A 12,758-nucleotide genomic window follows, 5' to 3' on the forward strand; every position below is an offset into this window, starting at 1 on the left:
AAACGAGAGAGCTTCGGCTCGCTCGCGCCTATTGGAGCCGCTTCGTCGTCTCGACGAGGGGGTGTCTCGCGTAGTCGACGATCTCGATGTCGCTGACGACGCTGAGCCCCTCCTTCTCGGCGGTCTTCGCCATCCCGAGATCGACCGTGGTCTGCGGGACGATGACGTACGCGTCCATCGTCTCGATGCCGGCCTCGCGCGCGGCCATCGCCCGGTGGTGCCCGTCGGCTAGGTAGAGGGTGCCGCCATTGTCGATGACGACGAGGGGCTCGGCGAGCCCGTGTTCGAGCTCGTACTGGCGCCCTTCCAGCTCGTCGGCGTACACGCGGGCCTGCGTCGGCGTCAGCTCCGCGATCGCCACCTCGCGGCGCTCCTCGTCGAGGTCGACGCCGTGGATCTGCGAGAGGGTTCGCATTAGCTTTCCCACCTTACCGGGCGTCGCGCGCTCGATCTGCGAGCGCACGACGTCGGTGTTCGAGATGATCCCGACGAGGTTGTCGGCGTCGTCGACGACCGGGAGCCGCTGGATGCCCGATCGTAGTATCACCCGCGCGGCGTCGGTCACCTTCATGTCCGGGTGCGCGACGATCAGGTCCTCCGTCATCACCGTGAACACGGGCGCGTCGTCGTCCGCAAGCAGGAGGTCCCCGGCCGAGACGAACCCCTCGACGGTGCGGCCCTGCGTCACCGGGAACCCGTTGTGGCCGTCGCTGTCGGCCATGCGACGCGCGACGGTCGCCACCGTCTCGTCCGGACTGACCGTCTCCACCTCGCGGGTCATGTACTCCCCGACCGTCGGTTTCCCGCTCATCGTCCGCCGTAGAGGCTCCCGGGATAAAAAGAGGGCGGGGCGACGGAGACCCGCTCCGGCGACGCAGCGCGTCCGCCCGCCGGAGCGCCACGAGCGGACGACCTCCGCCACACGCCGGCAGCGGATGGTTCCGCGGTTTCCTGACGCCCGTCGGCCGAGGGCGGCGTTACCTCGCGGACGGCCCCCAAGTCACCGATTCGTCGGGCTCGCCGTTCGGACGCTCGACCCGAGTCCTGAGTCCCCCGTGCTCGTCGACGGTGATCGAGACGCGGCTCACGTTCCGCTCGTAGCGTCGATACCTCCCCTTTTCGGCGTCTATCGAGACGTGTTCCGTCACCAGGTCCAACTCGTTGAGTGCGTCCAAGCGCCGGTACACCGTCGACATCGGGATACCGCACTCCTCGACAACCTCGGCGACCGATGTCGGCTCGTTGAGAGCGGCGAGGATCGTCCGGTTTGTCTCCTCGCTCAGGGCGTCGAGGAGCCGCTGGACGAACTGCGACTCGTCGCGTTTCGAGCGGGCGTCACTCATCGCGAACGACCGGTGACGCGAGATCGCTTCGTCGGGCTCCGTCCCCGCCTCCCGTGCGCTTCGTCTCTGACTCGACGTGGGTACCACTCATTATCGGGGATTGCGCCCACAGCGGCTAGTGTGTCCGTTTGTCGCAGGACAACTCCGGGGGCGCCGCCGCTCCGGTGCGCCTAGCTGCCGCCGTCCGACTCACCGACTTCGATCGGGACGCCGATCATGTTCCCCCACTCGGTCCAGGAGCCGTCGTAGTGTCGCACGTGTTCGTATCCGAGCAGCTCCTCGAGGACGAACCACGTGACCGACGACCGCTCGCCGATCCGACAGTAGACGATCACGTCGTCGTTGGGGGTGACCCCTCGGGACTCGTACACGTCCGCGAGCTCCTCGTGCGACTTGAACAGGCCGTCGGGGCGGACGTTCTCGGCCCAGAACACGTTTGTCGCTCCCGGGATGTGTCCGCCACGCATCGCTCCTTCGTCGCTGCCGGGCGGCTTCGTGACGTCGCCGCGGAACTCCTCGGGCAGGCGCACGTCGACGAACTTCGTGTCGGTACCAATCGCCGCCCGCACGTCCGTGCGCGCGGCCCGAACCTCCGGTCTGGCCGGCGCGTCGGGCGCGTCGCCGTACGTCACGTCGGGCGGCGCGACCGGCTCCGTCGTGGTCGGGTAGCCGTGTTCCGTCCAGTACTCTCGGCCGCCGTCCATGATCTTGACGTCCGGGTGGCCGTAGTGGGCGAGCTGCCAGTACAGATGCGCCGCGAACCAGTTCCTGTTGTCCCCGTAGATGACGACGGTCGTCTCCTCGGTGATCCCACGCGATTCGAGGAAGGCGGTCATCTCCGCCGGGGAGAGGATGTCGTGTGCCTCCGCCGACCGGAGGTCGGTCCGCCAGTCGACGCCGACGGCGCCGGGCGCGTGCCCCTCCTCGTAAAACGAGGCGTTGACGTCGACTTCGAGCAGCCGCAGGTCGGTCGCGTCGGAGCCGAACCGGTCGAGCCGGGCGTTCACCCAGTCGGCGCTGACGAGCACGTCCGTCGGGTACCGGCCGCCGGTCGACGCCTCTGTCGGCTCTCGCTGATCGTCGTCCGTGGGGAGTTCGCCGGTCATGCTTGTTGGTCCGCGAATCGTTTCGCTAACTCAGCGGTCGCGCGTCGCAGCCGGTAGGACACCGTCGAGCGGGGCTCTCCGAGCTCCGCCGCGAGCTCGTCGAGCGTCACTCCCCGCGGCGTCTCGAAGTAGCCGCGCTCGACCGCGAGCAGCAGCGTCTCGCGCTGCTCGGCGGGAACGTCCGGTCGAGAGAGCAGCTCGCTCTCCCAGTGGTCGACCTCGGTCAGGTGTTCGAACGAGAACGACAGCCCGTCGCCGAGCTTCGCGGCCAGCGTGTCGTACAACAGCCCAATCTTCGAGTCGTCCTGGACCAACACGCGCCACCGGACCGTATCGCCGGACCGCGTCTGCTCGAAGAGGACGCCCCCGTCGACGTACTTCGCCGTGATCAGCGGCACAGACTCGCAGTAGTCAACGTCGGAGACGTACGTGTACGTCACTCGCCGCCGCTGCTCGTTGGTCAACAGGCTCGTCGTGCGGTTCGATTGACACTCCCGAGCGCTGATCGACTCGCGGTCGACGGACTCGTCTAAGAGCAGCTCGTCGACGGCGTCGAGGTCGGCCGCGTCGCCGGTCACCGATTCGAGCTTCCACAGCTCCGTGGGATCGAGACACGAGTAGGTCGCCTCCGACTGGAGGGACTCGCGCTCGATGAACAGGTCGACGTACTCGTCGGCGCCGGGTTCGTACGTTATGGTAAACGTGAAGTCGTACATCTGACGGTGAACTCGTTCGTTTCTTCTGTCTCGGTTCGCGGCTTCCGCCTCGCGCTCGGCCGAGCCGTCGGGTTCGGCCGAACGGCCGCAGTCGGCCGAGCGGTCGCGGTCGACCGCGCTTCGGCCGGAAGTTGGCCCTCGACAACGCGTCTGATATGGGTTCGACGCACTTACGTTGCCTCGTATGGTGCGCTCACGTTCGACTCGTGAAACCCCGACCGCGCTCCGAAGTCGTCTCCTGATACCCGCGTTTGTCGCGCTCGTCGCCGGAGTCGGGGGAGTCGCCTTCGGACTCACCCACGACGACGCCGTCACCGCGCTGGGCGCGCTCTTGTTCCTGCCAAGCGCCGCGCTGCTGTTCGGCATCGTCGCCAAGCGCCACGGAATCGGACCCGTCAGCCCGTCACGTCGGCGATCGAACTGACGATCTACGCGTCGGCGAGCGGACTGCTGTCCGGCGCGTCGCCGCCCCGCTGCCCTCGGTCTGCGGCCCACGGCCGGGAACCGTCCGGTCCCCGCCGGCCGGTCCCGCTGGGGCCTCTCGGGAGGCGCTCGGCTCACGTCGCCTCCCGAACGCGGGCGGCGACGAGCCGGTCGACGTTGTACATGAACACGGCGACCGCGGCCAGGACCGTCGCGAAGTAGACGACGAGCTGCGGCGGCCCCGACGCAGCGCCGCCCGCGACGGCCCCGCCAAACCCGACGACGGTGAGCTCCGCCCACGTGATGAGTACGCGCGAGAGCAGTAGCGTTCCGACCGGCGACCGCCGACTCGGCTCGTTCGCCGCTGGATCGTCGCTCATCTCAGTACGCCTCCTCGGCCGAGATCGGTCCACTGAACGCCGAGTACAGGACGGCGAAGTACGTGGCGATCAGCGGCAACAGCAGCGCCGCGCCGATCGACATGAGGTTCAGCGGCAACGTCGAGACGACGGCGTCCCTCACCGTCGCCCCCGTCGCCGGGTCGATACGCGGATACATGAGGATCGCGACCACCGCGATCAGCCCGTACGTCAGTCCCGCGGCCGCCGCGAGCGCGGCGACGTTCGCCCCGCGTCGAAGCGCGACGGCGTAGCCGACGCCGAGCGCGACGGAGGCGGCGACCAGCGCGATCACCGGGGGCGACAGCAGCGCGTCGACGCCGGCCGGGAGCCGGGCCGTCAGGACGCCGAGGGTCGCGACGACGGCGAGGAGGTACGCCGCGACGGCCTCGACTCCGAGCCGGGTCACCGTTTTGGGAAGCGCGTCTCGGGCTTTCAGCCGAAGGAACGCGGCGCCGGAAACGACGGTCAGCGCCGTGACGGTGACGCCCGTGACGACGCCGACGAGCGTGAACGAACGGGGGGTCCCGACGAGCCAGTTGCCCGCGAACGCGCCGAGGAGGAACGGCGCGAGGACGCTGCCGGCGACGAACGACCGTCCCCACCACCGCTGCCAGCGCTCGTCGTGGCGCTGTTCGTACATCTCCGGCGCCAGCCCCCGGAGGATGAGGGCGCCGAGGATGCCGAACATCAGCAGGTAGTGTCGGCTGAACAGCCCCGCGTACACCGACGGGAAGGCGGCGAACAGCGCGCCGCCGAAGACGACGAGCCACACCTCGTTCCCGTCCCAGAACGGCCCGATCGCGGACAGCACCGCCTCGCGCGCCTCGTCTTCGCGAAGCGTCGCGAAGATCGCGCCGGCGCCGAAGTCGAAGCCGTCGAGGAACAGGAACGTTCCGAGGATCGCGAACACCAGCGCGAACCACAGCTCCGGGAGCGGCAGGCCGAACACCGGGCCCGCCGCGAGCGCGTCGACGGCGCTAGTCATCGCCGGGCACCTCCGCGGGCGCGGCGTCGCGCTCGGCGGGGGAGTCCGACGGGCGCACGCTCGGAGGCCCCTCCCGGATCACTCGCGCGACGACGTACGTGTACAGCGCGAGGATGCCAGCGTAGACGCCGACGAACCCCGCGAGCGTGACCATCGCTTCCGTCCCGGTGAGGCCGGGAGAGACCCCCTCGCTCGTCTTCAACACGCCCTGGATCACCCAGGGCTGGCGGCCGACCTCCGTGACGACCCACCCGAGCTCGACCGCGACCACGCCGAGCAGGCTGGACGCCATCAGCGCCTTGTGGAGCAGTCCGTCCTCGAACAGCTCGCCCGTGTACCACCGGTAGCCGCCCCAGAACGCGAGCAGGATGAACCAAAAGCCCATCCCGACCATCGCGCGGAACGACCAGAACACGATGGCGACAGGCGGCGCCTCCGTGTCGAACGTGTTCAGGCCGCGTATCTCCGCGGTCGCGTCGCCCCCGCTGGCGAGCCACGACGCCCCGCCCGGGATGCCGATGCCGAACAGCTCCTTCGCGCGGGGGTCGGTGAACTGGCCCAGATCGGTCGGAATCGCGAAGATGTACTCCGGGACGTACGCCTCGGTGTCCCAGACCGCCTCCATGGCGGCGAACTTCTGCGGTTGCGTCTCGTAGACGTGACGCGCGTACAGGTCGCCCTGGAGCACCTGTAACGGGGCCGTGATGAGCAGCGCGACCAGCGCAATCTTGAGCGTCTTCTGCCAGAAGACGATGTTCTTCGTCTGGTGCCCCCAGACGTGGTGTCGGTAGACGTAGTACGCGGAGACGCCGGCCATGAACAGCGCCACCGACTCGACCGCGGCGTTTTGCATGTGGACGTACATGTACCCGAACCGCGGAGTCAGGTACGCCGCGACCGGATCGACGAGGTGGACCACCTCCTGTCCGTCCTCGGTGACGAGCTCGTAGCCGCGCGGCATCTGCATCCACGAGTTCGCGATGAGGATCCAGACGGCGGAGAGCCACGTTCCGACGCCGACGGCGAGGCTTGAGACCATGTAGAGCCGGTCGGAGACGCGCTCGCGACCGAACACGAAGATGCCGAGGAACGTCGCCTCCAGCATGAACGCCATCATCCCCTCGACGGCGAGCGGGCCGCCGAACAGCTCTCCGGCGGTGGTCGAGAACGCCGCGAAGTTGGTCCCGAACTCGAACTCGAGGACGATACCGGTGACCGTCCCGACGACGAACGAGATAGCGAAGATCTTGGTCCAGAAGCGACGCAACTGCTCGTACACCGGATCGCCGCCCCGGACATCCTTCCACGTGAAGTAGATCAGGAACGGCGCCAGCCCCATGCTCATCACCGGGAAGATGATGTGGACGATCGTCGTCAGGGCGAACTGGAATCGGCTTGCGAGTACTGGGTCGATCATGTTGTGGTGAGTGGCTGCGTCGGAGGGTCACTCCGCCGTGCGCCGCGGTCGATCGCTGTGTCTGACGCTGAGCACTCCTCCTCCATAACCCCGGAGTTGGCACAGGACAAGCGTCGGTCGAGTGCCGCCGTTACCCGGCGTCGAGGCAGCGAGGCCTCGACGAGGCGCTCCGGTAGTTGTCCTGCGCCAACCCATCTCTTTGGTGGCCGAAGCGATTGCGTTCGCTCATGGGGACACGGCACGCCGTGTTAGCGCTCGTCGCGCTCGTCACGCTGATAATGGTCGCTAGAGCGGTTCTCGCCGGCCTCGACGGTGACTTCGGGACGGTCGGTCGGCAGGTCGGCGTCGGCGGGATCATCTTCGCGTTCGGCGTGGGGCTGTACCGGAACTGGGAGTCGGTCGGCTGAGGCGGGGGACCGGTCCGCGTCGGGGTCGGTCGCGCTCCAGTCACGGCGTCCGTTCGCCGGCTCAGCCCCCAGTCCGTCGCGGCGTCCGCAAGACGTCGTCGCGGCGGCCGTCAAGACTCCTCCGCGGACTCGTCACGTCCGTCTCCCTCGTCGCTCCGTTCCCCGGCGCGGAGCCGTTCGGCGACCCTGTGCCGAAGGCGATCGAAGGGCCGCGAACAGGCGCCGCACTCGGCACAGGAGACGTCCGCACAGGAGAGCGAGGCGCCACAGCGCGGACACGAGAGCCCGTTCGCCGGGTCGAACTCGTACTCGCAGCGCGGACAGATCACGCGATCACCTCCAGCGCGGCCGCGACGACCCCGCCGACGGTAAACGCCGTGACCCAAGAGCCGACCCACACGAGGAGCGCGCTCCGCGCGTCGCGCTCCCTGAGTATTACCGCCATCGTGAGGATACAGGGCACGAACAGCGTGACGACGATCAGCCCCACGAATGTCTGTGACGCCGACAGCGTCGCGTCGGTCATCCCGGCGGCGGCGAAGTCGCGCCGGATCAGCCCCAAGACGAGCACCTGCCCGAACGACGCCGGTAAGCCGAGCGCCGCGGTCAGCGGCCGAAGGGCCTCGACTATCGCGTCCAGCGCTCCGACGTAGTCGAGCGTCGACACCGCGGCTGCGGTCGCCCCGAACAGGGGGACCGCCTCCCTGAGGAACGCGGCGCTCCGGTTTGCCGTCTTTCGAGCGACGTTCCCCGGGCGAGGGACGCGCAGCCGCGGCAGCTGCTCGATCAACGGGTCCTGTCGACCGGGGAGCGCCCGGTCGAGGAAGACGCCGGCGACCCCGAGGACCCCGAGCAGCACCGCAAGGTAGCCGCCCCACCAGGCAACGCCAAGCCCGGCCAGCAACCCCATGATGACGCCGATCTGCGCCGAGCAGGGGATCGCGAGCCCCAGCAGCGCTGTTGTGATGAGCCGCTCCCGACGTGACCCCACCATTCGGGTCGAGATGACCGCCATCGTCACACATCCTACGCCGACGATAAGCGGGACGACCGCGCGGCCGTTGAGACCGATCCGGTTGAGTCCCCTGTCAGTCAAGACGGCCAGTCGCGGCAGCAGGCCGGCGTCCTCGAGTGTCCCGATCACGAGGTAGAACGCGATCACGAGCGGGAGCAGGACACCGAGAACGTACTGGACGGTGATGGTCACCAGCCCCAAGTTGTCGTTGACGAGCAGGAACTCGACTGGAGCGGCCCACTCGCTCGCCGGGAGCAGGTCCGCGACGGCCGTCTCGACCGCGGGATTGTAGTACCGGCCGAAGAACACCCCCTCTGCGTAACCGACGACTCGCTGCGCGACGATCACCCCCATGAGGTAGAAGACCGTGGCGAGGAGTCCGATCGCGATCGGGACCCCGGTCACCGGCCGCATCAGCAGGTCGCCGAGCCGCTGCCCGGCGGCCCGCCCGGAGCCGGTGTCCCGTTCCACCGCGTCGACGATCGATCGGACCCGATTCCGACGCTCGCGGTACACCGCCTCTCGATCTTCCACGTTGGCGAGCGGCCCGTCCCCCCCGTCGGCCACGAGGCCGCGGGCGCCGACGCGGCGGGCCGTTGGTTCGTCGCCCTCGACGAGGAGGGTCTTCTCTGCCCGGCTGGCCTCGACTGCGTCGGGAAGCGCGTCGTAGTGTGAGTCGACGGGCGTCGACGCGGGGGCGGACGCCTCTGGGAGCCGCTCCCGGAGTTCGTCGACGCCCGACCCGGTGACGGCGACGGTCGGTACGACCGGGACGCCGAGGGCCACCTCCAGGGCGTCGACGTCCACCTCGACGCCGTCCGCCTCGAGTTCGTCCATCATGTTCAACGCGACGACCGTCGGAACGCCCATGTCCAGAATCTGTAGGGTCACGAACAGGTCCCGGTCGAGTCGCGTGGCGTCGATGACGTTTACGACTGCGTCCGCCTCGAGGACAGTTTCTCGGGTGACCCGTTCCTCCTCGGAGAACGACGAGATACCGTGAACCCCGGGAGTGTCGGTCAGGCGAGTCGGGCCGACGGTCACCGCGGTCGTCTCGACCGTGGTGCCGGGGTAGTTCGAGACGTCGGCGTACTCGGCCGTGAGCCTGCCGAAAAGCACACTCTTGCCCGCGTTTGGGGCGCCCACTAGCGCCACCTCGGTGTGGCCGAGACCGGGTCCGCCCGCCGTCCCCTCGTTCGCCGCCTCATCGTTCACCGCCTCGCCGTTCGCCGTCATCGCCGTTCGCCGTCGGGTCCCGCTCGTTTGACGGTGATCTCTCGGGCGAGCGGCCGTCCCAGCGCCACCTCCGTCCCGCGACGCCGCACGACGACCGGCCCGTTACGGATCCGCCGGTGACACTTGACGCGGCCGTCGAGGAGGCCCAGCCGCAGCAGTCGAACACGCGACTCGTCGTCCGGTACCTCGATCAGTTCTATCCACTCGTTCGTCGGGACATCGACCAGCGCGGCCACCATTTAGGTGTGCCTAAAACCACGCCCGTATTGGGCGGCATGCCGAATTATGTGGCATTATATAAGCGTCTCGCGTCCGGCACCAGCCGTCGAGCGAGCCGTGAGTCCTGCCTCTTGTAGCCGCCGTGGTCCGTACCGCGGAGCGCTTCGAGGGGTTGACGGCCGCCGGCGCTCCCGCGACGACCGGCCCGCTGACCGATACTTCGTCGCCGTCCAGCGCGACGGCGGCCTCGAGGACATCGTCGCCGGCGAGCCGACCGAGGTCGCCGGTACTCCCGGGAGCCGCCGCACCTGCGACCCGCTCGCAGCGCGACGGCTCTCGGGGCGGAGCGAGAGGCAAAAATCGGACGGCGAAGCGCCGAACCGATTACTGCGGGCTCGGGTTCGACGGCCCGGAGACGTTGCCGTCCTTCAGCGCCGAGCCGGTGATCGACTTCAGCCGGGAGACGAGCGAGTCCTTCTCGGCCTCGCCCTCTAAGGCGATGTCGAGGACCTCGCTGATGTGCGAGACGGGGATGACCTCGATCATCTCCTCGTACTCGTCTTCGATCATCACGTCCTGCTCGTTGGCCGCGGGGATGATCACCCGGTCGCAGCCGGCCTTCGCGGCCGCCTCGATCTTGTGGGTGACCCCGCCGACGGGGAGCACGTCGCCACGGACCGACAGCGAGCCGGTCATCGCGAGGCTCTGGTCGACGCCGACGTTCTCCAGCGCGGAGATGACGGCGGTCGCGACCGTGATGGACGCGGAGTCGCCGTCGACGCCCTGCTGGCCCGTCTGGATGAACTGGATGTGGATGTCCTTCTCCGAGATGTTCTCGTCGGAGAACTTCTTGATGATCGCCGAGACGTTCTGGACCGACTCCTCGGCCATCTCCTTGAGCTGGCCGGTGGCGATCACCTGGCCGCCGCTCTGGGTCGGCGTCACCTCGGCCATCACCGGGAGCATGATCCCGGAGTCCTCGCCCATCACGGCGAGGCCGTTGACGCGGCCGGCGACGTAGCCGTCGGAGACCTGTAGCTCGTAGTCCTTCCGACGCTCGATGTAGTCGTCGGCGAGCTGCTGTTCGATGGACCGCGAGCGGCCCTTCGCCTGAAGGACGTGGTCGCGGGTCGTGTGTTCGGCGTCCTCGCCGCGGGCGATGTCACCCGCGACGCGGACCAGCCCGCCGAGGTTCCGGAACAGGAGGGTGAGGTGGCCCTTCCGGCCGGAGCGGCGCTTGGCCTCGAGGATGACCTCCTCGACGGCCTCGGCCGTGAACTCCGGCAGGCGGCCGTCCTTCGCGACCTCCTGGGCGATGAACCGGACGTACTTCCGGCGCATCTCCGGGGTGTCCTCGATGGTGTCTTCCATGTACACCTCGTAGCCGTACCCCTTAATGCGGCTCCGGAGCGCCGGGTGCATGTTCTCCATCGCGTCGAGGTTCCCGGCCGCGATCATGACGAAGTCCGTCGGGACGGGCTCGGTCTGGACCATCGCGCCCGAGGAGCGCTCGGACTGGCCCGTGATCGAGAACTCGCCCTCCTGGATCGCCGTCATGAGGTGCTGCTGGCTGCGGATGTCGAGCGTGTTGATCTCGTCGATGAACAGCACGCCCTTGTTCGCCTTGTGGATGGCGCCCGCCTCGACGCGGTCGTGGCTGGGCGTCTCCATCCCGCCGGACTGGAACGGGTCGTGCCGGACGTCGCCGAGCAGCGCGCCGGCGTGCGCGCCGGTCGCGTCGCGGAACGGCGCGGTCTTCGTGTCGCCGTTGTTCACCAGCAGGTTCGGGATCATCGCGTCCGACCCGCGGTTGAGGTAGCGGAAGACGAGGTAGACGACCCCGGCGGCGATGATGCCGACGAGGATCTGGCCGACGATGATGAGCGCGTAGCCCAGCACGACGGCGATGATGATCCACATGAGGAGCGACCGCATCTGGTTGCGCTTGCGCGCCTCCTCGCGGTGCGCCTCGACGATCTGGTCGCCCTTGCCGGCCGGCACCGTCCGGACCTTCGGCTTGTTGCCGTCGTCGGGGTTGTGATACACCAGGACGTCCTGGAGCTCCTCTTTGGGGAGGAGCTCGGACATCGCTTTTGCCAGCATCGACTTCCCGGTCCCGGGCGACCCGATCATCATCACGTGGCGGCGCTGCTTCGCCGCCTTGATGATCACGTCGCGGGCGTGTTCCTGCCCGATGACCTGGTCGACGAGCCGGTCGGGAATCTCGAGCTCGGCCGTCGTGTCGATCTTGAGCCCGCCGAGGAGGTCGTCCTCGTCCGGGTCCTCCTCTATCTCGGCGCCCTCGACCTCGACTGTGCTGCCGAGCTCGTCGATCCCCCCGTCGTCGGTCGGTTCGGGGGTATTGGCGTTCCGACTCCCGTCGGGACCCTCACCGACGACCTCGGTCTCGTCGAACCCGTCCCCGTCGTCGACGATGACCCCGTCGTCCCAGGGCTTGTCCCCGTCGTCGGGGTCCGCGGCCGACTCCTCGCCGGAGTCGGCGGCCGGGTCTTCGTCGACGCCGGGGTCGTTCGCCGGACCGTCGTCGGGCTCGGGGTCGCCGTGCGTGGCGTCCTTGCCGTTTCCCGCCGGACTCGAGTCGTCGACGCCGCCGTGGGGCGGTTCGTCGGGGTCGTCGGCCGTCGGGTCGTTCGTGTCCTTCTCGTTGCTCATAGAATCGGGTGTCGCTACCGAAAACGACGGGTCCGCTACTGATATACTTTCTCCCCCCGGAGGTGCCGGTTCGGAGGCAGTAAACGCCGCCTTGAAGCCGTGTATCTACCGATATCTCCCTCCAGCCGTTCCCACCGGGTTTATAAATGACGCCCACAGTACGTAGATTCATGCGGGGGTTTTACATCGGCCGGTATCAGCCGTTTCACGACGGCCACCGACACATGGTGGAAGAGATCGCGGCGGATGTCGACGAGCTCGTCTTGGGAATCGGCTCCGCCGGCGACTCCCACACCACGCGGAACCCCTTTACCGCCGGCGAGCGCGTGATGATGGTGACGAAGGCGGTCGCGGAGCTGGACGCCACCACCTACGTCGTCCCCATCGAGGACCTCGACCGGAACTCCGTCTGGGTGAGCCACGTCCAGAGCATGACCCCGCGGTTCGACGTCGCGTACTCGAACAATCCGCTCGTGGTCCGCCTCTTCGAGGAGGCCGGCGTCGAGGTACGCCAGTCGCCGATGTTCCGCCGCGACGTGCTGGAGGGGACGGAACTCCGCGAGCGCATGATCCGCGGCCGCGACTGGGAGGACCTCGTCCCCGACGCCGTCGTCGACGTGATCCGCGAGGTCGACGGCGTCGAGCGCATCCGCCGGATCGCCGAGACCGACTCGCTGGGCGAGGAGCCCTCGGACGAGTAGGGCGGTGAGTACTACTGTGAGAGTACCCGTTTGCCGCGAACCGTCGAACGCGAACTGACGGAGAACAGCTTCGACGGCCTCGGTCGCTTATAAATAACTACCAGTTGATCGGCGGT

At 68.3% G+C, this 12,758-nt stretch carries 13 protein-coding genes; 2 read left to right on the forward strand and 11 right to left on the reverse strand.

All coding sequences use genetic code 11. The annotated features are described in order from the left end of the window. Window positions 1-28 precede the first annotated feature (28 nt). The 7 genes from F3H13_RS12905 to F3H13_RS12940 form a co-directional block, all read right to left on the reverse strand. On the reverse strand, window positions 29-811 hold the full coding sequence (locus F3H13_RS12905) for a CBS domain-containing protein (protein WP_149799427.1): 783 nt from the start codon (window positions 809-811) through the stop codon (window positions 29-31). 166 nt (window positions 812-977) lie between these two features. Then, window positions 978-1,343 (reverse strand): ArsR/SmtB family transcription factor, encoded by a 366-nt coding sequence (locus tag F3H13_RS12910; protein ID WP_149799428.1) that lies wholly within the window; start codon window positions 1,341-1,343, stop codon window positions 978-980. 170 nt (window positions 1,344-1,513) lie between these two features. After that, window positions 1,514-2,449, reverse strand: coding sequence for a sulfurtransferase (locus tag F3H13_RS12915; protein ID WP_149799429.1), 936 nt, complete (start codon window positions 2,447-2,449; stop codon window positions 1,514-1,516). Continuing rightward, window positions 2,446-3,165 (reverse strand): helix-turn-helix domain-containing protein, encoded by a 720-nt coding sequence (locus tag F3H13_RS12920; RefSeq protein ID WP_149799430.1) that lies wholly within the window; start codon window positions 3,163-3,165, stop codon window positions 2,446-2,448. The genes F3H13_RS12915 and F3H13_RS12920 overlap by 4 nt, the downstream gene beginning before the upstream one ends. 557 nt (window positions 3,166-3,722) lie before the next feature. Next, window positions 3,723-3,968 (reverse strand): hypothetical protein, encoded by a 246-nt coding sequence (locus F3H13_RS12930; protein ID WP_149799432.1) that lies wholly within the window; start codon window positions 3,966-3,968, stop codon window positions 3,723-3,725. A gap of 1 nt (window position 3,969) precedes the next feature. Continuing rightward, window positions 3,970-4,974 (reverse strand): cytochrome d ubiquinol oxidase subunit II, encoded by a 1,005-nt coding sequence (locus F3H13_RS12935; protein ID WP_149799433.1) that lies wholly within the window; start codon window positions 4,972-4,974, stop codon window positions 3,970-3,972. Further along, complete coding sequence (locus F3H13_RS12940) at window positions 4,967-6,391, reverse strand: cytochrome ubiquinol oxidase subunit I (protein ID WP_149799434.1); 1,425 nt, start codon at window positions 6,389-6,391, stop codon at window positions 4,967-4,969. The genes F3H13_RS12935 and F3H13_RS12940 overlap by 8 nt, the downstream gene beginning before the upstream one ends. 227 nt (window positions 6,392-6,618) lie before the next feature. On the opposite strand from F3H13_RS12940, the gene F3H13_RS12945 reads away from it, so the two are divergent. Beyond that, a complete protein-coding gene (locus F3H13_RS12945; RefSeq protein ID WP_149799435.1) occupies window positions 6,619-6,798 on the forward strand; it encodes a hypothetical protein in 180 nt (59 codons plus the stop codon). Between the two features lie 110 nt (window positions 6,799-6,908). Here the strand turns inward: F3H13_RS12945 and F3H13_RS12950 are convergent, their stop codons facing one another. The 4 genes from F3H13_RS12950 to lonB all read right to left on the reverse strand — a co-directional run bounded on the left by F3H13_RS12950 (window position 6,909) and on the right by lonB (window position 11,941). Further along, entirely contained in the window at window positions 6,909-7,127 is a 219-nt protein-coding gene (locus tag F3H13_RS12950) for a hypothetical protein (protein WP_149799436.1), read from the reverse strand. Then, window positions 7,124-9,049, reverse strand: a complete 1,926-nt coding sequence (feoB, locus tag F3H13_RS12955; RefSeq protein WP_149799437.1) for a ferrous iron transport protein B — start codon at window positions 9,047-9,049, stop codon at window positions 7,124-7,126. Before feoB ends, F3H13_RS12950 begins: the two co-directional genes overlap by 4 nt. Further along, entirely contained in the window at window positions 9,046-9,288 is a 243-nt protein-coding gene (locus tag F3H13_RS12960; protein WP_149799438.1) for a FeoA domain-containing protein, read from the reverse strand. Before F3H13_RS12960 ends, feoB begins: the two co-directional genes overlap by 4 nt. A 364-nt stretch (window positions 9,289-9,652) precedes the next feature. After that, window positions 9,653-11,941 carry an ATP-dependent protease LonB gene (gene lonB, locus F3H13_RS12965; protein WP_149799439.1) on the reverse strand — a complete coding sequence of 763 codons (2,289 nt, stop codon included), beginning with the start codon at window positions 11,939-11,941 and terminating at the stop codon, window positions 9,653-9,655. Window positions 11,942-12,111: 170 nt separating this feature from the next. Here lonB and F3H13_RS12970 point away from each other — a divergent pair, with 170 nt between their 5' ends. Continuing rightward, on the forward strand, window positions 12,112-12,642 hold the full coding sequence (locus tag F3H13_RS12970) for a nicotinamide-nucleotide adenylyltransferase (protein WP_149799440.1): 531 nt from the start codon (window positions 12,112-12,114) through the stop codon (window positions 12,640-12,642). Window positions 12,643-12,758: the final 116 nt, after the last annotated feature.

Origin of the sequence: Halorubrum xinjiangense (assembly GCF_900102375.1) — an archaeon.
Lineage (GTDB): Archaea > Halobacteriota > Halobacteria > Halobacteriales > Haloferacaceae > Halorubrum > Halorubrum xinjiangense.

What these genes read in the sequence shown, in the direction of transcription:
- F3H13_RS12915 (WP_149799429.1), bottom strand. Translation starts at nt 2,449, where the DNA reads ATGACCGGCGAACTCCCCACGGACGACGATCAGCGAGAGCCGACAGAG.
- F3H13_RS12905 (WP_149799427.1), bottom strand. Translation starts at nt 811, where the DNA reads ATGAGCGGGAAACCGACGGTCGGGGAGTACATGACCCGCGAGGTGGAG.
- F3H13_RS12935 (WP_149799433.1), bottom strand. Translation starts at nt 4,974, where the DNA reads ATGACTAGCGCCGTCGACGCGCTCGCGGCGGGCCCGGTGTTCGGCCTG.
- F3H13_RS12910 (WP_149799428.1), bottom strand. Translation starts at nt 1,343, where the DNA reads ATGAGTGACGCCCGCTCGAAACGCGACGAGTCGCAGTTCGTCCAGCGG.
- F3H13_RS12970 (WP_149799440.1), top strand. Translation starts at nt 12,112, where the DNA reads ATGCGGGGGTTTTACATCGGCCGGTATCAGCCGTTTCACGACGGCCAC.
- F3H13_RS12940 (WP_149799434.1), bottom strand. Translation starts at nt 6,391, where the DNA reads ATGATCGACCCAGTACTCGCAAGCCGATTCCAGTTCGCCCTGACGACG.
- feoB (WP_149799437.1), bottom strand. Translation starts at nt 9,049, where the DNA reads ATGACGGCGAACGGCGAGGCGGTGAACGATGAGGCGGCGAACGAGGGG.
- F3H13_RS12960 (WP_149799438.1), bottom strand. Translation starts at nt 9,288, where the DNA reads ATGGTGGCCGCGCTGGTCGATGTCCCGACGAACGAGTGGATAGAACTG.
- lonB (WP_149799439.1), bottom strand. Translation starts at nt 11,941, where the DNA reads ATGAGCAACGAGAAGGACACGAACGACCCGACGGCCGACGACCCCGAC.
- F3H13_RS12930 (WP_149799432.1), bottom strand. Translation starts at nt 3,968, where the DNA reads ATGAGCGACGATCCAGCGGCGAACGAGCCGAGTCGGCGGTCGCCGGTC.
- F3H13_RS12920 (WP_149799430.1), bottom strand. Translation starts at nt 3,165, where the DNA reads ATGTACGACTTCACGTTTACCATAACGTACGAACCCGGCGCCGACGAG.
- F3H13_RS12945 (WP_149799435.1), top strand. Translation starts at nt 6,619, where the DNA reads ATGGGGACACGGCACGCCGTGTTAGCGCTCGTCGCGCTCGTCACGCTG.